Source organism: Paracoccus sp. IB05, assembly GCF_016405985.1.
In the GTDB taxonomy this organism is placed as follows: Bacteria; Pseudomonadota; Alphaproteobacteria; order Rhodobacterales; family Rhodobacteraceae; genus Pseudogemmobacter.
In genome coordinates, this window is sequence record NZ_JAEFCF010000001.1 from 61219 (window position 1) to 81590 (window position 20372).

Here is a 20372-nt window from a genome sequence, read left to right on the forward strand (position 1 = left end):
TATCAGAGCCCCTCGCGGCGCAGCACTTCGGCAATATAGGTGCGTTTCTCGGTTTCGAGTTCATCTGCGATCCCGACCTCTTCCAGAAAATCAAAGCCCTGAGAGGCCGCGATCAGCAAGAGCGACATCCGGCTGACGTCGAGATCCGCAGGAAAATCCCCCAAAGCCACCCCTTCGGTGAGGCTGGTGCAGATCTCATTGCGCATCTTGCCGACACCTTCGACTATCGCCACGCGCACCGCGGAATCGCGACGGGTTTCCCAGGCCTCGCTCCAGAGCCGTTCTGCGACCCTCAAAAGCGGATCGTCCTCGCCAAGGATCTGCGCCTTGCAGCCCGAAAGCACCGTGATCAGCCTTTCGCGCGGCGATAATTTGCGCAAGGCGGCGACGAGTTGCGGCTCCAGCCGGCTCCAGACCTCGCGCACGGCCTCGGCGCGCAGGGCTTCGGCCGAATCGAAATGGTGGTGAATCTGGCCGGGCGAACATTGCAGCTGGCAGGCGATCCGTCGCACCGTCGCCGCCGCAAGCCCTTCCTGCGCAACCAGTTCGACCACGGCATTCATGATCTGCTCACGCCGTTCCTCGCGCGACATATAGGCCAAATCATTGCCTCCGATTTCAGCATTTCATTCGTTTTAGCAGGTCATGGCGCAAAAACAAGCTGGACACGTGTTCAAGTTGGACATATGCCCAGAACAAACCTGACTCCTCCTCCCTGCTTTTCAGGACATCCTATGCCCGTTTCGATTTTCCGTGCCCTGGCCGTTGTTGCCGGCATATCCCTGCTCTCAACCACGTCCCTCCTGGCACAGGAGGGCGGGATGCCGCCGGCCTCGGTGGGTGTGGTGATGGTTCAGCCCGAAAGCATCCCCGTAACCTCCGAGCTTCCGGGTCGGGTCTCGGCCACGCAGGTGGCCGATGTCCGCCCGCGTGTGGGCGGCATCATCGAGACCCGGGTGTTCGAACAGGGCAGCCTTGTGACGGCGGGCGATGTGCTGTTCCGCCTTGACAGTGCCAGCTATGAAATCGCGGTCGAAGCGGCAAAGGCCTCTGTTGCCCGTGCCGAGGCCGTGCTGGCCGAGGCCGAGGCGACCGAGCGGCGCTATGCCTCGCTCAATGAGCGCAATATCACCAGCCAGGCCGAATTCGAGACGGCGACCGCAACGCGCCTCCAGGCCGCCGCCGCGCTGGCCGAAGCCAAAGCACAGCTGCGCGCCGCCGAGATCAACCTGAGCTATACCGAGGTCAAGGCGCCGATTTCGGGCCGTATCGGCCGCGCCCAGGTGACCGAAGGCGCGCTGGTTTCGGCCCAGGGCGAGGTGCTGACCACGATCCAGCAGCTTGACCCGGTCTATGCCGATATGCAGCAGCCGGTGTCTGAACTGCTGCGTCTGCGCCAGGCGCTGGATTCGGGCGAACTGACCCAGGTCGAGCCGGGCGCCGCCCGGGTGGTTCTTCTGCTGGATGACGGTTCGCAATATGCCCATCCCGGCAAGCTTTTGTTCGCCGAAGCCTCGGTCGAACGGTCTTCGGGCCAGGTGACGCTGCGGGCTGAATTCCCCAATCCGGATGGCATCCTGCTGCCGGGCATGTATGTGCGTGTCTCGGTCGAACAGGCCACCGAAGCGGCGGCCTTCGCCATTCCGGGCCAGGCGGTACAGCGCGATGCTTCGGGCAAGGCCATGGTCTATGTTGTGACCAATGGCGCAGCCGAGCTGCGCACGGTCGGCCTTGGCCGGTCGGTCGGCAACCGCGTCACCGTGCATGAGGGCCTGACTGCCGGCGATATGCTGATCGTTGACGGGTTCCAGAAAATGGGCCCCGGCGCGCCGGTTTCTCCGGTCTGCTGGGCAGACCCCTCGACCGGTGATACCCCCCCCGATGTCTGCGCAAAAGCGCTCGCTGCTCCGGCAGAAGCCAGCACGAACTGAGACCTGATCCATGGCAAAGTTTTTTATCGACAACCCGGTCCTTGCCTGGGTCATCGCGATCTTCATAACCTTGGCGGGGGCGCTGTCGCTGCCGATGCTGCCGGTCTCGCAATATCCTGATGTTGCGCCGCCGCAGGTCTCGATCTCGACCCGTTTCGCGGGCGCTTCGCCCGAAGATCTGTATCGGCAGGTCACCCAGCCCATCGAGGAAGAGCTGAACGGCATCCCCGGCATGCTCTACTTTCAGAGCACCTCGGAATCGACCGGCGCGGTGACCATCGACGTCACCTTCGAGGCCGGGACCGAAGTGGCCCAGGCCGTGGTCGACACGCAGAACCGTCTGCGCCGGGTCGAATCCGCCCTGCCGCAGCAGGTACAGCAACAGGGCGTTCTGGTCGAAGAGGCCGGCGCGGGCTTTCTGATGCTGGTGGCACTGACCGCGACACCGGACTCGGGTCTCGATGCCGTGGCCCTTGGCGACTATATTTCGCGCAATGTCGTCAACGAGTTGCGCCGTGTGCCCGGCGTCGGCCGTGCCCAGGTCTTCGCGACCGAACGCGCGCTTCGCGTCTGGATCGACCCGGCGAAACTGGTGGGTCTGGATCTTTCCGTGACCGACATCACCTCGGCCATTGCCGAACAGAACGCCCAGGTCGCGGCAGGTTCCATCGGCGCCGAACCCGCGCCCGAGGGCACCCAGATCCAGGCGACGCTGCTGGTGACCGGCCAGCTTTCCAACCCCGAGCAATTCGGCAATATCGTGCTGCGCTCGGCCGAAGGTGGCGGCCTGGTGCAGTTGAAAGACGTCGCGCGCATCGAGATCGATGCCGAGATGTATGCGTTCAAGACCTTCCTCAACGGTCAGGAAACCGCCGCCATCGGCATCCAGCTGTCGCCGACCGGCAATGCGCTGGACACCGCCAATGGTGTGCGCGACGTGATGGAACGCCTCGAGCCGCTCTTCCCCGAGGGGATCGGCTATGAGATCCCCTATGACACCACGCCCTTCGTCTCGGCCTCGATCCACAAAGTGGTGATGACGCTGCTGGAGGCCGTGGGTCTGGTCTTCGTCGTGATGTTCGTCTTCCTGCAGAATTTCCGCTATACCGTGATCCCGACCCTCGTGGTGCCGATCGCGCTGGCCGGGACGCTGGCGGTGATGCTGGCGGCGGGCTTCTCGATCAACGTGCTGACCATGTTCGCGATGATCCTTGCCATCGGTATTCTGGTCGATGACGCCATCGTGGTCGTCGAAAACGTCGAGCGGATCATGTCCGAAGAAGGGCTGCCGCCGAAAGAGGCCTCGAAAAAGGCAATGGGGCAGATTTCCGGCGCGATTGTCGGGATCACGCTGGCGCTGATGGCGGTGTTCATTCCGCTGGCCTTCTTCCCCGGCTCGGTCGGCATCATCTACCAGCAATTCTCGCTGACGATGGTTGTGTCGATCGCCTTCTCGGCCTTCCTTGCGCTGTCCTTGACACCGGCGCTGTGTGCAACCTTCCTCAAGCCGATCCCCAAAGGGCATGGTCATGCGAAACGCGGCCTCTTTGGCTGGTTCAACCGCAATTTCGACCGCGCCACCAAAGGCTATACCGGCGCGGTCGGCGGGCTGACGCGGCGTGCGGGGCGGATGATGATCATCTATGTCGCCCTGGTGGCGGGCCTTGGCTGGTTCTATGTCAAAATCCCGTCGGCTTTCCTGCCCGATGAGGATCAGGGCTTCCTGATCGCCAACCTCCAGGCCCCGCCCGGCGCCACCACCTACCGTCTGCGCGAAGTCACCAAACAGGCCGAAGGCTTTGCTCTTGGCATGGACGGCGTCGATTCCATTGTCGTGATCCAGGGCTTTTCCTTCTTTGGCCAGGGGCCGAATTCGGGCCTTGCCTTCGTGACCCTGAACGACTGGGCCGAGCGCAAGACGCCGGAGCTTTCGGCGCCGGGCCTTGCGGGTAAGCTTTCGGGAATGCTGTTCTCGATCCGCGATTCCATCGCTTTCGCGCTGTCGCCGCCGCCGATCCAGGGGCTGGGGACGAGTTCAGGCTTTGCCTTCCGGCTGCAGGACCGCGCCAATATGGGCAATGCGGCGCTGCAGGATGCGGCGAACCAGATCCTTGCCGGCGCAGCCGACAGCCCGATCCTTGGCCAGATGTATGTCGAAGGCCTTCCCGCCGGCCCGCAGCTCAGCCTGCGTGTCGACCGTGAAAAGGCCAATGCTTTCGGCGTGACCTTTGGCGAGATCAACCGCACCATCTCGGTCGCGCTTGGCTCGGGCTATGTGAATGACTTCCCGAATGAAGGGAAAATGCAGCGCGTCATGGTCCAGGCCGAGGCCTCAAGCCGGATGAACATCGAAGACGTGATGAAGATCAACGTCCGCAATGTGCAGGGCGGTATGGTGCCACTGTCATCCTTTGCCACCGCCGAATGGGGCTACGGCCCGACGCAGATCGTCGGCTATAACGGCTACCCCGCGCTGAGGATCAATGGCGAGGCGGCACCGGGCTATTCGTCAGGCGAGGCCATCGCCGAGATGGAGCGTCTGGCCGGCGAGCTTCCCACCGGTTTCGCCTATGAATGGACCGGCCAGTCGAAGCAGGAGATCGAAAGCGGCAGCCAGGCCCCGATGCTGATCGGCCTGTCGATCCTCTTCGTCTTCCTCTGCCTTGCCGGTCTTTACGGCAGCTGGTCGATCCCGCTCTCGGTCATGCTGATCGTCCCGATGGGCGCCATCGGTTCGGTCGCGGCGGTGATGTGGGCGGGGCTGTCAAATGACGTCTTCTTTACCGTGGGCCTGATCACGATTGTCGGGCTCTCGGCCAAGAACGCCATTCTGATCGTCGAGGTCGCGAAAGACCTGATCGCCGAAGGTCAGGAGCTGATGGCAGCCACCATCGAGGCCTGCCGTCTGCGCTTCCGCCCGATCCTGATGACGTCCCTTGCCTTCACCATGGGCGTCGTGCCGATGGCGATTGCGACCGGCCCTTCGGCGGCCAGCCAGAACGCCATCGGGATCAATGTGGTCGGCGGGATGATCGCGGCCACGGTCCTCGGTGTGCTCTTCGCGCCAATCTTCTTCGTCTTCGTGATGAAACTCTTCGGGACGCATAAACGTCTCAAAAAGACGGGTTCCGCCAATGATACCCAAGGATCTGTCCATCCGGCGGAATAACCCTGGCGGGGGCATGGCAGAGCATGCCCCCGTCGCTTTCTTTGCTTTCCCACTCCGGCCCCATAACAAAAAGACCGCATCCATGAGCAGCACCCAATTCCGGCCCCGCCTCGGGCGTTACCTCGCGATCCTGCCGCTGACGCTGGCGCTTTCGGCCTGTGTCACGACAGAATATACCGCGCCGACCGCAGACACCGCCGCCGCTTTCGCAACCGGCGCCCCTGCCCGCAGCGCCAATGGTGCCTGGTGGCTCAGCTTCCAGGACAGGACCATGGACGGGCTGATCACGACGGCCCTTGCGCGCAACCTCTCGATCCATGAGGCGGTCGCAGCGATTGACGAGGCAGGCGCCGGTGTGGCCGCTGCCCGCGCAGCCAGCCTGCCTCAGGCCAGCGCAGGTGCCGGCGCGACGCGGGGCGACAGCCAGGGATCGGGCGCGATCACGGAAAGCACTTCCGCGACGCTTTCGACCTCGTGGATGTTTGACATTTTCGGCGGCAACCGCTCGGCCCGCGCTGCGGCCATTGCCGAACTCGAGGCCTCGAAGCTTTCCGAAGAGGCCGCGCGCCGCGCTGTCACCGCCGCTGTGGCCACGACCTATATCGACCTGCGCTATTATCAGCAAAGCATCGCTTTGACCCGGCAAAGCATCAGCAGCCGGCGCGAGACGCTGCGCCTGACCCAGGACATGCTGGAAGTCGGCCAGGCCAGCCGCCTTGACGTGCTTCAGGCCGAACAGGCCGTGGCCCAGGCCGAAGCGAGCCTGCCTGTCCTCGAGACCGGGTTCGATCAGGCGGTGAACCGGCTCGCGACGCTGACGGCCTCGCGCACCGCCACTCTGCGCCCGCAGCTGCAAAAAGGCGGCGCGCAGCCCTCCGCGCGCTCGAAACCCTCGGTCGGCTTCCCGGCCGATGTGATCCGCGCCCGTCCCGATGTGCAGATTGCCGAGCGCGGTCTTGCTGCTGCTGTCGCGCGGATCGGTGTCGCCGAGGCAGAATTCTGGCCTTCGGTCAGCCTTTCGGGCTCGATCCGGCCGATGAATGTCAGGGGCGGCGGCGCCCCGACCTCCTGGTCGTTCGGCCCCGCGATCAACCTGCCGATCTTCACCGGCGGCGCCAACAGGGCCAATCTGAAAGCCGCAGAATCGCGGGCGGTCCAGGCCCATATCCGCTGGCAGGCCGAAGTGCTCGACGCGGTGGAAGAGGTCGAGAACGGCCTTTCCGCCTGGCGTCGCGGCGGCACCAATGTGGCGGCACAGCGCAAGCTGGTCTCGACCGCGCAAGAGACGGTGACACTGGCCCGCGATGCCTGGCAGGCCGGACAGACCGATTTCTTCACCGTGCTGGATGCCGAACGCACCGCGCTTACCGCGCGCACCGCGCTGGCGGGCGCCGTGCGGGATCAGGCAACGGCCTATGTTGCGGTCTCGATCGCGGCTGCCGCTCCGATGAAGTGAGGCGGGATCCGGGTTTTCATAGAGCTGTAACCGGGGTTATGGTTTCATAACCCCGGTACAGGCCCGCATTTCCGGCCTGTACCGGCCCCGGATGACCTGCGAAGTGGCCCTTAATGCGCCCTGCCCTGATCCTCGTGCTCGTGCTGGCGGTGCTGGCCTGCGCCCCGCGCCCCGGGGCAGATGTGCTTTTGCCCCTGGCTGAGGGTACCGTGCCCGACGCCACGACCCGGCGCGTCTGGATGGTCACCACCCGCGCCCGCGATCCGGTCAATGCCTGGAGTTTCGGCCCGGGCCGCGCCCCGGCCCCGAGCTATGGCTATTTCGACATCTCGGTCCCACCCGGCCATAAGCCCGGCGCGATTGAATGGCCGAAAGGGCGCCCTGATCCGGCGAAGGACTTTGTCACGCTCGACCAGGCCAGCCTGTCCGCGCGCGCACTTTTGCAGGATGTGGGCAAGGGCCAGACCGGGCTTTATATCCATGGCTTCAACACCTCTTTCCAGGAGGCGCTGTACCGCCTCGCCCAGCTTTCGGCCGATGCCCATCTTCCGGGCAATCCGGTGCTGTTCTCCTGGCCGTCCGAGGCCCATGTCGCGGGTTATATCGCCGATCGCGATGCGGCAGATTACGCGCGCTCGGCGCTGACGGGGCTCCTGTCGGATCTCACCCGCGGGCGGCGCAGCACCGAGCCGGTGATGGTGCTTGGTCATTCCATGGGCGGGCGCCTGACGATGGAGGCCTTGCGACAACTGAAACTTGAAGGCCGCAGCGATGTGCTGGACCGGCTGGAGGTGATCCTGGCCGCGCCCGATATCGATCTCGATGTGTTTCGCGAACAGATGGCGGTGATCGGGAAACTGAAGCATCCGCTGACGGTGCTGGTCTCATCCGATGACAAGGCACTGGCCTTTTCTGCGCGCCTGGCGGCACGGCGGGGAAGGCTCGGGATGGTCGATGTAGATGACCCCGCGATCCGCAAAATGGCGCAGCGGATGGGAATCCGCATCATTGATATCACCGATCTGCCCAGCGATGACCCGGCCCATAGCCGCTATGTCAGCCTTTTGTCCGGGGCAGGGGAAAACGTGGTGACCAATCTGTTTCAGGGGCTGCGCCAGGCCGGGGCCTTTGCCCTGGATCAGCTGGGGCTCTGATCCCCCTGCCCTGCCGCCAGGGGGCTGGCCCCGGGAAACGAGATTTCAACCCGCGCCATGCCATCCGCGATCCGGCGGGTGATGTCGGCCCCGATGGCCGAGGCCAGTTCTGCGCTGATCGTCAGACCCAGTCCGGTTCCCGTTGATCCCGGCCGTTTGGCAAAAGCCTGATCATGGAATTCCGTGCCGCTGGTCGGGTTTTCGATCAGCACTGTAACCCGGGCGCCCGGCGCTTCGCGGATCCGCAGCAACACCTGGCCGCTGCCATGCTCCACCGCATTCTCGATCAGATTGCGCAACAGGATCGCAAGCGCATCGGGATCGGCGGCAACCTGCACCGCCTCGAGATCGCCGTCATCGAACCGGATCTGCCCGGCCCCGGTCTCGCGCAGCAAAAGCCGGGTGATCCGGATCAGATCTGCCGGCCCGCGCCCAAGCCCCAGGCCCGCCTCGGAACGCGAGAGCTGCAAGAGCCGCTCCACCCGCCGCGTCAGCGCATCAAGCATCGGCAGCGTCGCGCGGGCATCGGCATCCTGCGAGAGATCAAGCCGGGCGCGGATCGCGGCGACCGGTGTGCGCAATTCATGCGAAGCATTGGCGATAAAGGCGCGTTCGGCGTCGCGCAGCGCACTGACGCGCGCGATATACTGGTTCAGCCCATGGGCCAGCGGATGCAGTTCATCGGGCAGCCCGGCCTCGGGCACCGGCGAAAGATCGGCGGGCGGCCGTCCTGCAATCCCGGCGGTCAGATCTTCCAGCGGCGCAAACCCCTTTGCCAGGCTCTGGCGCAGGCCCCAGACCAGCAGGAGGACCATCGGCAGGATCAGCACCAGAAAGGCCGAGGCCGCCTCAAGCATTTCCTCGCGCCGCCAGGCCTCATTATGGGCGACCTCGATCACGGCGTTTTCCGCCGTCACCCGCAGAACCCGCCAGCCATTCGCATTATGGAAACCATCACTGGCAAGCGCGGGCCAGGGTTCTGCCGGCACCGGATCCCCCGCCCGCAGGATCCGCAGCACCCGTTCGCCATTCCCGGGATCGACGCCGATATTGCGGGGGATCACCTGACCGGGGCTCGCCTCGATGTAAAGCACCGTGGTTTCCGCCATGGTCTGGAGCTCTTCATCCAGCATCTCATTGATTTCATGGTCCAGAAACAGCGTCGCCAGCGCAATCGCCCCAAGCCAGGCCAAAAGCACGAGCCACAGCACGCGCCGGGACAGACGGCGACGGATCGACCAGGATTTGCGGCCCGCGCCGCTCATGTCAGCACATATCCGAGGCCGCGCCTTGTCTCGATCATCCCGGCACCGATCTTTTGCCTGAGCCGCGAAATATAGACCTCGACCGCGTTCCCTTCGATGGTCGCGTCGAAATTATAGAGCGCTTCTTCCAGCGCGGGTTTTCCCAGCACCCGCCCCCGCGCGCCCAGAAGCGCGTCAAACAGCGCCCATTCGCGCGAGGTCAGGCGGATCTCCTCAGCGCCGCGCCAGAGCCGTGCCGCCGCGCGGTCGACCTCGATCCCGCCGATCTGCAACCGGGTCTCCGGCAGGAACTGCCCGCGCCGCGCATGGGCGCGGATGCGCGCCGACAGCTCGGCCAGATCAAAGGGTTTGACGACATAATCATCGGCACCGGCATCAAGCCCCGCGATCCGGTCGCTGATCTGGTCGAGCGCGGTCGCGATGATCACCGGCGTCCGGTCGCCCGCCCTGCGGCGCTCGCGCAGAACCGACAGGCCGGAACCATCGGGCAGGCCCAGATCGAGGATCACGCAGGCATAATCTCCGACCGCCAGCGCGGCCAGCGCGCCCGCGGCATCAGCGGCATGATCAACCGCATGGCCCGCAGCGCTCAGATGACGCAGCACGGAACCGGCGAGATCAGGGGAATCCTCGACAAGAAGCAGGCGCATATTGGCTGCATAGCCTGCGGCTGCGGCTGAGGCGAGAGAATTGCGGGCGCATCAGACACCTGCGCAGAAAAACGATTTCGCAGGCAAGGCTGCAAGCCAGGCGCAAGGTTCGGAGGCGACAAGCCGGGGATAAGTGGCCCGCATGTGGTCAATGTTTACCAGGACCCGGCCCCAGCCGGCGCCAGAAAGACAGGCATATGTCGCTTTTCGAATCCCTCCGGCGTCTTCCGCGCCCTGTTGTCCCGCATCTCGTGCTGAACGTCGCCGTGGCCTCCTTTGTGATGCTGGCGCTCAATCACGGCTTCTGGACGCGGCTGATGGCGGAATTTCCCGCCGCGCCCGGCCGGGTGGTGATGTTCGGCCTCGGGGTCTGGGCGCTGACGCTGCTGACGCTTGAACTGCTGGGCCCCGGGCGCCTGCAAAAGCCGGTGGCGGCGGTGCTGATCCTCCTCGCCGCCACCGCCAGCTATTATGAGCGCAATTTCGGCGTGCTGATCGACCGCGAGATGGTGCGCAATATCTTTGAGACCACGGTCACGGAATCGCGCCATCTGATCACGCTGCGGATGGCCGCCGAAATCTTTGTAACCGGCGTGCTGCCGGCAGCGCTGGTCTTCTGGCCGCGTGTCTGCCGTGTGGGGCTGGTGCATCAGCTCTGGCGCTGGCCCTTGGGCGTGGCCCTGAGCTTTGCGCTGATGACCGGCGCCTTGTTCAGCCATTACAAGGATTACTCGGCCATGCTGCGCGAACGTCATGACCTGATGGGGTCCTATCAGCCCGGCGCCAGCCTGACCGCCGGCATTCGCTATGCACGCGAGCAATGGAAGACCGCCGACCCCACCGCCGCGCCTTATGGCCGGGATGCGAAACCGGGCGAGGCGCTGGCGCGCGCAGACAAGCCCGTCTTGCTGGTGGTCTTTGTCGGAGAGACGGCGCGGGCGCAGAATTTCGGGCTCAACGGCTATGCGCGGAACACCACGTCGGAGCTCGCAAAGCGCGATGTGATCGCCTTTACCGATGCCTCCTCCTGCGGCACTTCGACTGCCGTGTCTGTGCCTTGCATGTTCTCGGGCCTCGGCAAGGCCAGCTACAGCCGCGAGGGCGCGCTTGGCCGCGAGAATCTGATGGACATCCTTGGCCATGCCGGGATCACCCCGCTTTGGGTCGACAATAATACCGGCGATCAGAATGTGGCCGGTCGCACCGGCTGGGCGCGGGTCGATGCCAGCCTTGCGCCCGAAGCCTGCGCGGTCGAATGCACGGATGAAGCACTTTTGCCGGTAATCCGCGACCAGCTGGCAAAGATCGACCGCGATACGGTGCTGGTTCTGCATATGATCGGCAGCCATGGCCCCGCCTATTACCTGCGCTACGGGCCGGAGCGCGCGGGCTTCGCCCCCGCCTGTGAGAGCGCGCAATTCTCGGATTGCACCGCAGAGGAGATCGTCAACGCCTATGACAATTCGATCCTCGAGACCGATCACGTCCTGGCCAGCACCATCGACATGCTGGCTGCGGCGCAGAATGTGATCCCGGCCATGGTCTTTATGTCGGACCATGGTGAATCACTGGGGGAAAACGGCCTCTACCTGCATGCCGCACCCTCGTTCATGGCGCCCGCCGAACAGACGAAAGTGCCCTTCGTCCTCTGGCTGGATCCGCGCTTCTCAGGCGCGATGGGGCTCGACACCACCTGCCTTGCGCAAGAGGCGGCACAGCCGGTCAGCCATGACAATTTCTTCCATACCGTGCTGGGGCTGATGGACATCAACACCTCGGCCCGTGACGCCGCGCTGGATCTGACCGCGCCCTGCCGCAACCCGGGCCTTATGTGAGGCGGATGCCATCGTCGCCGAAGACCAGTTCGGCCCCGGCGATGGCCTCCGCGAAATCGCGGTCATGGGTCACGGCAAGGATGGTGGTGCCCTGCGCCGCCTCGGCGCGGATCAGACGGATCACCTTTTGCCGGTTGATCCGGTCCAGCCCGCGCTGGATCTCGTCAAGCAGCAAAAGGCGCGGCCCATGTGCGATGGCCGAAGCCAGCGCGACCAGCCGTTTCTCGCCGGCATCAAGGTCAAGCGGATGCTGCGCCGCGAGGCCCGTAATCCCAAGCCTCTCCAGCGCCTGAGCGGCCAGCGCGGCGGGGTCGGGCAGGTAGAGATTGCGGGCAGTCAGCGCCACCTCGTCCTGAACCTTCGTGCGCAGGAAATGGCGGTCTGAGGATTGTGCGACCATGCCCGCAACCCGGGCCAGATCGCGGGCCTCCGGGCCTGCCGGATCGACACCCGCGACCGAGATCCTGCCCGCAAGCGGCTGTTCCAGCCCCGCGAAAAGCCGCAAAAGACTGCTTTTGCCGCGGCCGTTGGGGCCAAGCACCGCCACCACCGTCCCCGGGGCAAATCGCAGCGAAAGACGCTCGAAAAGCCGGGCCTGGCCGGGATAGCCGAAGCTCAGATCCTCTGCGATCACCGTATCTTCGCGCGTCATGCCGGTTGTCCTGCCAGAAAAATACGCTCGGGCAGCGGCGTCGCGAACAGCGCCTCGGTTGTCAGCGGGCCGTGCATCTCACCCTGATCCAGCAGCAAATGGCGATCGACAAGCCCTGCCATCCAGGATTGCCAGCCGATATCAAGGAAGATCACCGCCATCTCCCAGGGCAGGCTGCGCAGATGCCCGGCCAGGGCATCGCGGCTTTCGGCATCGAGATCGGTCATCGGCTCGTCCAGGATCAGCAGGCGCGGCCGCATCGCAAGCGCGCCGGCCAGCGCCGCGCGCTGCGTTTCACCCCCCGAGAGCCGGCGGCAATCGCGCTCTGCGAGATGGGTCAGGTTCAGGAAATGCAGGGCTTCTGCGGTGCGCGCACGGATCTCGGCCACCGGCAGGCCAAGGTTTTCCGGCCCGAATGCCACCTCTTCACGCAGGCTGTAGCCGCGCCCGCTGAGCTGCAGATGCGGCCGCTGCCCCACGATCTGCACAAGGCGCGCATGATCCGCGCGCGACATGGAATTCAGTGCCTCTCCCTGCCAGTAAAGCCCGCCCTCTGTTGTCAGAAACCCCGCAAGGCCGCGCGCCAGCGTGGTCTTGCCCATGCCGTTTCCGGCCAGGATCGAGAGCCGCTCTCCCGGCGCCAGGGCGAAAGACAACCCCCTGAACAAAGGGGGCTTGCCCGGCCAGGAAAAAGAAAGATCGCTTACGTTCAGCGCCATAGCAGCAAAAGCCCCAGTTGCAGCAGCGCCAGCGCCAGAAGGCCCCGGCGCAGCCAGATCTCGCGCGCCGTCTCTTCGACCGGGTCGATCAGCCCGCGCTTCGGGCTGGCGCGAAAGCCGCGCATCTCCAGCGCCTCGGCGCGGATCGGGGCTTCGGTGATCAGCCCGCGCACCAGCGGATTGACCATGCCAGCCAGCATCCGGAACCGTTCGCGCAGGGTGCTGCGCGCCGACAGGCCGCGCATCTGCAGACTGTCGCGGATCTGCCGCGCCTCCTGGCCGACGCTTTCCACCAGCGACAGCGGCGCCGTCAGCAGATAAGAGACCGAGGGTCTGACCCCTGCCCCGTCCAGCGCCCGCGCCAGATCTGAAGGGCGCGTGGTCATCACGAAAATCAGGCTCACCGACAGCAAAAGCGCCAGCCGCGAAAAGACCAGCAGCGCATAGCGCAGCCCTTCGGGGTAGCAGGCAAAGGGGCCGCAAATGCCGGGCGGCCCCCGCTCGATCAGGAAGCCATGCACGAGGCCAAGCGCGAGCCCGACCGGCGACATCAGAACCAGCAGCCGCAGCCCCAGGGCGCGACCAAAGCCAAGCCCTGCCGCCCCCGCCAGCGCAAGGCACAGCGCCCCCAGCAGCACCGGCGCCGGCCAGAGGGGCAGCATCGCTGCCACCACCGCCAGCACCGCAAGCCGCGTCAGCGGGCTGGCGCGCCGCCAGAGAGTGTCAGGGCCCGGCCTGTACATGGCAAAAGCCGCTCAGGCCCGGCTATGGGCGAGGAAGGGCCAGTCCGAGCTTGCCCGACCGGGCAGGCCGCGCACGATCCCCCAGACCAGCACCGCCGTCAGCACCTTATCGGCGATGTTCCAGCCCAGCACGGTGGTCAGCACCGAGGGGAACAGATCCTGGCCGAGCCTGAGCAGATAGGCGGTCAGGAAATCGGCGCCCGAGCCGGTGACGCCGCCGAAGAGGTAGATCCGGATCGGCACCGCGACAAAGGCGAGCGCGATGGTGATGATCACGCCGGACAGCGCCGCCTGCCAGATCTCGCGGAAAAAGCCCGCACGCGCCAGGAGGCCGGCGACCACCCCGATCACCAGCGCGACCGGGGCAAAGAAGGCGACAGTCGGCCCCTGGATCAGCCCCCAGAGCAGATTGGTCAGGAGCCCCGTCAGCCCGCCGATCACCGGCCCGGCCAGCACTGCCGCCAGCACGGTCCCGATCGAGTCGAGGAAGATCGGCAGTTTCAGAAACGAGGCCGTCTGGCCAAGCGCGATGTTCAGCGCAATACCGATGGCGGCCAGCACCAGATTGCGGGTGGAGAAAAGTCCGGATGTCATTGGGATGGCTCCTCGGGGTTGGGGCGGTGCGCATGGGTCCCGTCGGTCGCGGGGTGAATGACGAGTTCGTCATAACCGGACAGGGCGCAGGGTTCGCGGGTGAAAACCAGGTCATCAAGCAAAAGGACGGTGATCTCGGCGGTGGTATAGACCGCCGATTCCGACAGCAGATGGCCGCCAAAAGCGCGGCCCTCACCATCGGTTATGGTCAGATGCAGATGCTCGCCATCGGGGTCGATGGTTCCGGTCAGCGAGGTGATCTCGAAATGCCCCTCGTAAAGCGTGCCACCGGCTGTGTTCGCATGGCGGATCTGCACCCGGGTCAGGCTGCCGACGCAGGTGACGACCGAAATGGCGGCGGCCCCGCTATGGCGCTGAAAGGCATGGAGGGCGGCGATGAGATCGGCGCCGGGCGGCAGACGGAACACGCCAAAGCGGCCCCGCGAGATTCCGGATGTGTAAGGAAAGGCCGCGGCAGAGGCTGGCTGTGAAGACTGACGTGTCAAAATCGCTCCTGAAGATGCGGACTGCGGCATGGCCAGTGTAATATCGATAGTCGGGGCCTTGCCCTGACGGGGCGGTTATGCTGCCTTACTGCTGTGATGCTCGTCGAAGATGACAAATCTGTCAATTCTTCTAACATTCTGCAATTCAACAGGAATATTCTCTGACAGGGGCTTGTGGCAGCGGCTGTGACCCATTGCATTGCCGCGCCCGGGGGCTAGTATCGCGCCGATATGATCAAATGACAGGATCGGCCTATGTCTATCAGTCTCGCGCTGGCTCAGCCCGGCAGCAGTGAACCATCGCAACAGGACGGGGTGATTGTGCTTTTGCGCAATGGCAAGGGTGCTCTGGGCCCGAAAGCGGCCGCGCTGGATGCCGCGACCGGAGGGGCGATCAGCCGGGCGGCGCTGGCGCCGCGCTTTACCGGCAAGGCCGGGGACTGCATTGACCTGCTGGCGCCGCAGGGGCTGAAAGCGCGCCGGGTGGTGGTGCTGGATCTCGGGCCGGCGGATCAGCTTACGGGTCTGGTTGCCAGCCGCGCGGGCTCGGCGCTTGCGAAACATCTCGAGACCGAGGCAGAGACGGCAGCGCTGATGCTGTTTGAAACGGCACCCGCGGCGCTGGATGATGCCGGGGTGCTGGCGCAGATCGTGCTGGGGATGCGGCTTCAGAATTACCGCTTTGAACTGATGGCGAAGACGGAAAAGCCCTTTGATCTGGCGCTGACCGTCGAGGCGGCGGCGAGCCCTGCGCTGGCCCGCGGCGCCGCCCAGGCCGAAGGCGTCTGCCTGGCCCGCAGCCTGGTGAATTACCCGGCGAGCCATCTGAACCCGGACAATTTCGCCGATTTCCTGGGCCCGCTGCGCGAGGCCGGGATCGGGATCGAAGTGCTGGAACAGGCCGATCTCGAGCGGCTTGGCATGGGCGCGGTGCTGGCGGTCGGCAATGGTTCGGCCCGCCCGCCGCGGGTGATCGTGCTGACCTGGGCGGGGGCGGAAGGGCAGCCGCTCGCGCTGGTGGGCAAGGGCATGTGTTTTGATGCGGGCGGGCTTTGCATCAAGACCGGGCCGCAGATGTTCTCGATGAAAGGCGATATGGGCGGGGCGGCGGCTGTGATCGGCACCATGCTGGCGCTGGCGCGGCAGAAGGCGGCGGTGCATGTGGTCGGCGTGCTGGGCGTGGCGGAGAATATGCTCTCGGGCACGTCCTATAAGCCGGGCGATGTGGTCACCACCATGTCGGGCCGCACGGTCGAGGTGTTTGACACCGATTGCGAAGGCCGGATGGTGCTGGCCGATGTGCTGCATTACACCGCGACCCGGTTCAATCCGACAGCCATCGTCGATCTCGCGACCCTGACCTATTCGGTGATGCGCGGGCTTGGCCATGTCTTTGCCGGGCTTTTTGCCACCCATGACGCACTGGCCGATCCGCTGCTGGCCGCCGGCGAGGCGGTGGGCGAGCGGTTCTGGCGCCTGCCTCTTGACCCCGCCTATGATGAGAGCCTGATCTCACCGATTGCCGATTTGCGCCAGCATGGCCGGGATCTGGAGGATGGCGATGCTCCGGTGGCTGCGGCCTTCCTGAAGCATTTCGCGGAAGGGGTGCCCTATGTCCATCTCGACATCGCCGGGAAAGAGCTGATCGACGAGGATCGTCTGCATGCGCGGGCGGGCGGTGCTGGCTTTGGGGTGCAATTGCTGGAGGAATGGATTTCTTCCGGCGCGGCGGCGCGGTTCACGGCGGGCTGAGCTTCTGGCTGGCAGCCGGAGGGGTTTTGCACCCCTCCGGACCTCCCCGCAGAGTATTTGGATCAAGAGGAAAGGACGGGACGGGAGGGGGCGAAGCCCTCTGTCAGTTTTCCAGCATGACCAGGTGGCCCGGTGAGACTTCTTCGTAGCGCCGGGCTGGCGGTTTGAAGTCAAGGGGGCGGATCGGGGTTTTCAGCTCTTTGACCTGCTGGTTGCGGCGCAGATGGCGGCGCCCTGGATCGGGGACCGTGACCGCGCCGATCAGCTGGCGGGTATAGGCGTGGCGTGGGCGCTCCATGATTTCGGCGCGCGGGCCGATTTCGACGATCTCGCCCATATACATCACCGCGATCCGGTGGCTGACCCGTTCGACCACGGCGATGTCATGGCTGATGAACAGGAAAGCGATGCCGAGCCGGTCCTGGATATCGAGAAGCAGGTTCACCACCTGTGCCTTGACCGAGACATCCAGTGCCGAGACGGATTCATCCGCGATGATCAGTTTCGGGTCGAGCATCAGCGCGCGGGCGATACAGACGCGCTGACGCTGGCCGCCCGAAAACTCATGCGGGTAGCGTTCCAGCATGGCGCGGGTCAGGCCGACCTGTTCCATCAGCCTTGCGGCCTTTGCCCGGGCGTCAGTGGCGCTGCCCATCCGGTGTTCGGTGAAGGGTTCGACCAGCGCATCGCCCACCGTCATGCGGGGGTTCATACTCGCCAGCGGATCCTGCGGGATCATCTGGATCTCGCGCCGCCTGAGCCGCATCGCCTCGGGGCGGAGCGCGAAGAGCTCATCGCCGCCCATCTTCACCGAGCCGGTCGAGCGGTTGTTCAGCCGGATGATCGATTTGCCGGTTGTCGATTTGCCGCAACCGGATTCACCGACCAGCGAGAGGGTCTCGCCCGGGAAGATGCGGAAGGAGACGTTTTCCACCGCATGGATCTGCGCCACGCGGCGGTTGAACAATCCGCCGCGCATGTCAAACCGGGTGACGAGATTCTGGACGTCAAGGATCGGCGCGCGCATGTCCGGGCTGCTTTGCAGTGGCAGCGCCGCGCCTGCGATACCGCTGGACATATCGACCAGCGGGAAGCGCAGGGGCGCGGGCTTTCCGGTCATGCTGCCCAGCACCGGGACCGAGGCGAGCAGTGCCTTTGTATAAGGCTCGCGCGGGGCAGCGAAGATCTCTGCCGTCGGCCCCTGTTCGACCGACCGGCCGCGCAGCATCACAACGGTGCGGTCGGCCATTTCCGCCACCACCCCCATATCATGGGTGATGAACAGCATCGCCATACCATATTCGGCCTGGAGATCTTTCAAAAGGTCAAGGATCTCGCCCTGCACCGTCACATCCAGCGCCGTGGTCGGCTCATCCGCGATCAGGAGTTTCGGGCGCGAGGCCAGCGCCATCGCGATCATCACGCGCTGGCGCATGCCGCCGGAAAACGCATGCGGATAATCATCCATCCGCCGCGCCGCATTGGGGATGCGGACCCGTTCAAGAAGCGCAATCGCCTGTTTGCGCGCCTCGGCTTTTGGCATCGGATGATGCGAGGTCAGCGCCTCGATGATCTGATCGCCCACCCGGTAGATCGGGTGCAGCGAGGTCATCGGCTCCTGGAAGATCATCGCCGCCGCCTGGCCGCGAATATGGCGGATCATCCCCGCCTCATCCAGTTTCAGCACGTCATGGCCGGCCAGGCGGATCTCGCCCTCAACGCGCGAGGTGGCCGGGTCCAGAAGGCCCATGACCGAAAGCGAGGTCACGCTTTTGCCGGATCCGGATTCGCCGACCAGCGCCACGGTCTCGCCGGGGCTGATGTCGAAGGAAAGGCCCTCGATCACCGAGGTCCAGCTGTTGCGGGCGCCGAGGAATGAGACCGAGAGGTCGCGGATCGACAGGATCGGCGCGGTTGTTTCGGGTGTCACGGTCATGCGCGGCGCATCCTCGGGTCGATCAGCAGGCAAAGGAGGTCGACCACCGCATTGGCCACCACCACGAAGAAAGAGGCGTAAAGCACGGTCGCCATGATCATCGGCAGATCAAGCACTTTCAGCGCCTGATAGGTCAGCCGTCCGACACCGTTGATGCCAAAGACCACCTCGGTCAGAACGGCCGCGCCGCCAACCAGCACGCCGAAATCCATGCCGAACATGATGACGATCGGGATGATCGCGGAACGGGTCGCGTGTTTCAGCAGCACCTTACGCCCGGTGAGCCCCTTGGCGCGGGCGGTGCGGATGAAATCCTCCTGATAGGTCTCGATGATGCCGGTCCTCAGCATCCGGCCGTAAAGCCCGATATAGAGGAAGGCGAGCGTGAGCCAGGGGAAGACCATGGAACGGAACCAGAGGCCCGGATCCTGCGAAAACGGCGTATAGCCAAGCGCCGGAACCCAGGAAAACGCCCAGGTGTCATGCAGCCGGTTTTGTGTGACCAGATTGACCATCTCGCCGACCCAGAAGACCGGCATGGCCACCGCCATCATCGAGATCCCCATCAGGATCTTGTCGGGCCAGCGCCCACGGAACGCCGCCGCCGTGATACCCGTCAGAATACCGCCGAGCATCCACAGGATGGCTGCGCCCGAGACCAGTGACAGCGTTGCAGGTGCCGCCGCCATCACCGTCGGCACGATCTGCTGGCCCCGGTTGGCGAAAGAGGTCAGATCCCGGGTGATGAAGAGCTTCTCCATCATCAGCCCGTATTGAACGTAAAGCGGGCGGTCGAGGCCGAAGTCTTTGCGCACCGCCTCGATGGTTTCCTGCGCGGCATTGCGGCCCGCGATACGGGCGGCAGGGTCCGAGGCGGGGGTTGCGAAGAAGATCAGGAAGGTGATGACGGAGATCCCGAACATCACCACGACCATGCGCAGGAGCCGCTTGAGAATGGCTGCGATCATCTCAGCGCCCCCTTGCCGATTTCGGGTCGAGCACGTCGCGAAGCACATCCCCGAACAGGTTCAGGAGAAGCACAGTGACCATGATTGCGAAGCCCGGCGCCAGCGACACCCAGGGCCGCGAATACAAGAGCGTCTGCCCGTCCTGAAGGATTGTCCCCCAGCTGGCATTCGGCGGCTGCACGCCCACCGACAGGAAGGACAGCGAGCTTTCGGTCACGATATTCAGCGCCATCAGCATCGGCGCGAACACGATCAGCGTGGTCGAGACATTGGGCAGGATATGGCGCAGGAGGATCTTCCAGCGGCGGATGCCGAGCCCGCGCGCGGCCATGATGAATTCGGACTGATTGATCGCCATAACGCGGCCGCGAATGGGGCGGGCGACATAGGGCACATAGACGAGGCCGATGATCAGGATGGGCACGATCAGACTGCCCGAGGATATCTCGAACGGCCCGAGCGCGAAACTCTTGCCGATCATCACGATGGAAAGCGAGATCGCCAGCAAATAGACCGGAAAGGCCCAGATCATATCGATCAGGTTTGACAGAACGCCATCAACCACGCCGCCCGAATAGCCGGCGGCAATCCCGATGATCGCGGCGAAGAACAGGCAGATCAGCGTCGAGGCGCCGGCGATCAGCAGCGAATTGCGACCCCCGTAAAGCATCCGCGCTGCAACATCGCGGCCCTGACCATCGGCGCCCAGCATATATTGCGGCCCCCAGGTCGGCCCGATGGGCGTGACGCCAAGGCCAAGGCCCTCGGTCGATTGTTGCATCACAGGCGTGGGCTTGCCGTCGATTTTGATCTTTGCAGACAGGCCCGAGCGGAACGGATCCGTCCCCGAGACATGTTTCGCATAGACCGGCGCGAGCAAAGTCGCGACCACGATCAGCATCAGGAGCCCCGCGGAAATCATGGCGGTCGGGCTGGCGATCAGCCCCTGGAAGACCCGCTTCCAGGGACCGCGCCGCGCACCCGTCTCCTCCCCGGCGGCTGCCGCCGGGGAAAGAGCGTGACTGTCGGTTTCAGGCAACAT

At 64.8% G+C, this 20372-nt stretch carries 17 protein-coding genes; 6 read left to right on the forward strand and 11 right to left on the reverse strand.

Annotated elements, in window-relative coordinates; genetic code table 11:
- Positions 1–2: 2 nt before the first annotated feature.
- Positions 3–593, reverse strand: a complete 591-nt coding sequence (locus JC607_RS00275) for a TetR family transcriptional regulator (RefSeq protein ID WP_233092537.1) — start codon at positions 591–593, stop codon at positions 3–5.
- Positions 594–734: 141 nt separating this feature from the next.
- Between JC607_RS00275 and JC607_RS00280 the strand changes: the two genes are divergently transcribed.
- The 4 genes from JC607_RS00280 to JC607_RS00295 all read left to right on the forward strand — a co-directional run bounded on the left by JC607_RS00280 (position 735) and on the right by JC607_RS00295 (position 7710).
- Positions 735–1931: an efflux RND transporter periplasmic adaptor subunit gene (locus JC607_RS00280; RefSeq protein WP_198834935.1), complete on the forward strand. Its 1197-nt coding sequence runs from the start codon at positions 735–737 to the stop codon at positions 1929–1931.
- Positions 1932–1941: 10 nt separating this feature from the next.
- On the forward strand, positions 1942–5100 hold the full coding sequence (locus JC607_RS00285; RefSeq protein ID WP_198834936.1) for an efflux RND transporter permease subunit: 3159 nt from the start codon (positions 1942–1944) through the stop codon (positions 5098–5100).
- 82 nt (positions 5101–5182) lie between these two features.
- Positions 5183–6556 carry an efflux transporter outer membrane subunit gene (locus JC607_RS00290; protein ID WP_198834937.1) on the forward strand — a complete coding sequence of 458 codons (1374 nt, stop codon included), beginning with the start codon at positions 5183–5185 and terminating at the stop codon, positions 6554–6556.
- A gap of 113 nt (positions 6557–6669) precedes the next feature.
- On the forward strand, positions 6670–7710 hold the full coding sequence (locus JC607_RS00295) for an alpha/beta hydrolase (protein ID WP_198834938.1): 1041 nt from the start codon (positions 6670–6672) through the stop codon (positions 7708–7710).
- Here the strand turns inward: JC607_RS00295 and JC607_RS00300 are convergent.
- Together JC607_RS00300 and JC607_RS00305 are read right to left on the reverse strand one after the other, a co-directional pair.
- Entirely contained in the window at positions 7695–8975 is a 1281-nt protein-coding gene (locus JC607_RS00300) for a HAMP domain-containing sensor histidine kinase (RefSeq protein ID WP_198834939.1), read from the reverse strand. The genes JC607_RS00295 and JC607_RS00300 overlap by 16 nt on opposite strands.
- Positions 8972–9625, reverse strand: a complete 654-nt coding sequence (locus tag JC607_RS00305; RefSeq protein WP_198834940.1) for a response regulator transcription factor — start codon at positions 9623–9625, stop codon at positions 8972–8974. The genes JC607_RS00300 and JC607_RS00305 overlap by 4 nt, the downstream gene beginning before the upstream one ends.
- A gap of 197 nt (positions 9626–9822) precedes the next feature.
- Between JC607_RS00305 and JC607_RS00310 the strand changes: the two genes are divergently transcribed.
- On the forward strand, positions 9823–11460 hold the full coding sequence (locus JC607_RS00310; protein ID WP_198834941.1) for a phosphoethanolamine transferase: 1638 nt from the start codon (positions 9823–9825) through the stop codon (positions 11458–11460).
- Here JC607_RS00310 and JC607_RS00315 read toward each other — a convergent pair.
- Genes JC607_RS00315 through JC607_RS00335 form a run of 5 tightly spaced genes read right to left on the reverse strand, consistent with a single transcriptional unit; the run spans position 11453 to position 14674 of the window.
- Positions 11453–12112 carry an ABC transporter ATP-binding protein gene (locus JC607_RS00315; protein ID WP_198834942.1) on the reverse strand — a complete coding sequence of 220 codons (660 nt, stop codon included), beginning with the start codon at positions 12110–12112 and terminating at the stop codon, positions 11453–11455. The two genes, JC607_RS00310 and JC607_RS00315, sit on opposite strands and share 8 nt — an antisense overlap.
- Positions 12109–12768: an energy-coupling factor ABC transporter ATP-binding protein gene (locus JC607_RS00320; protein WP_198834943.1), complete on the reverse strand. Its 660-nt coding sequence runs from the start codon at positions 12766–12768 to the stop codon at positions 12109–12111. The genes JC607_RS00315 and JC607_RS00320 overlap by 4 nt, the downstream gene beginning before the upstream one ends.
- A 53-nt stretch (positions 12769–12821) precedes the next feature.
- Positions 12822–13574, reverse strand: coding sequence for an energy-coupling factor transporter transmembrane component T (locus JC607_RS00325; RefSeq protein ID WP_198834944.1), 753 nt, complete (start codon positions 13572–13574; stop codon positions 12822–12824).
- Between the two features lie 12 nt (positions 13575–13586).
- Positions 13587–14168: an ECF transporter S component gene (locus tag JC607_RS00330; RefSeq protein WP_198834945.1), complete on the reverse strand. Its 582-nt coding sequence runs from the start codon at positions 14166–14168 to the stop codon at positions 13587–13589.
- On the reverse strand, positions 14165–14674 hold the full coding sequence (locus JC607_RS00335) for a PPC domain-containing DNA-binding protein (RefSeq protein WP_198834946.1): 510 nt from the start codon (positions 14672–14674) through the stop codon (positions 14165–14167). The genes JC607_RS00330 and JC607_RS00335 overlap by 4 nt, the downstream gene beginning before the upstream one ends.
- A gap of 255 nt (positions 14675–14929) precedes the next feature.
- Between JC607_RS00335 and JC607_RS00340 the strand changes: the two genes are divergently transcribed.
- On the forward strand, positions 14930–16426 hold the full coding sequence (locus JC607_RS00340; RefSeq protein ID WP_198834947.1) for a leucyl aminopeptidase: 1497 nt from the start codon (positions 14930–14932) through the stop codon (positions 16424–16426).
- Between the two features lie 103 nt (positions 16427–16529).
- Here JC607_RS00340 and JC607_RS00345 read toward each other — a convergent pair whose 3' ends face one another.
- Genes JC607_RS00345 through JC607_RS00355 form a run of 3 tightly spaced genes read right to left on the reverse strand, consistent with a single transcriptional unit; the run spans position 16530 to position 20372 of the window.
- Positions 16530–18362 (reverse strand): ABC transporter ATP-binding protein, encoded by a 1833-nt coding sequence (locus tag JC607_RS00345; RefSeq protein WP_198834948.1) that lies wholly within the window; start codon positions 18360–18362, stop codon positions 16530–16532.
- Entirely contained in the window at positions 18359–19330 is a 972-nt protein-coding gene (locus tag JC607_RS00350; RefSeq protein WP_198834949.1) for an ABC transporter permease, read from the reverse strand. The genes JC607_RS00345 and JC607_RS00350 overlap by 4 nt, the downstream gene beginning before the upstream one ends.
- Before the next feature lies 1 nt (position 19331).
- Positions 19332–20372, reverse strand: a complete 1041-nt coding sequence (locus JC607_RS00355) for an ABC transporter permease (RefSeq protein ID WP_198834950.1) — start codon at positions 20370–20372, stop codon at positions 19332–19334.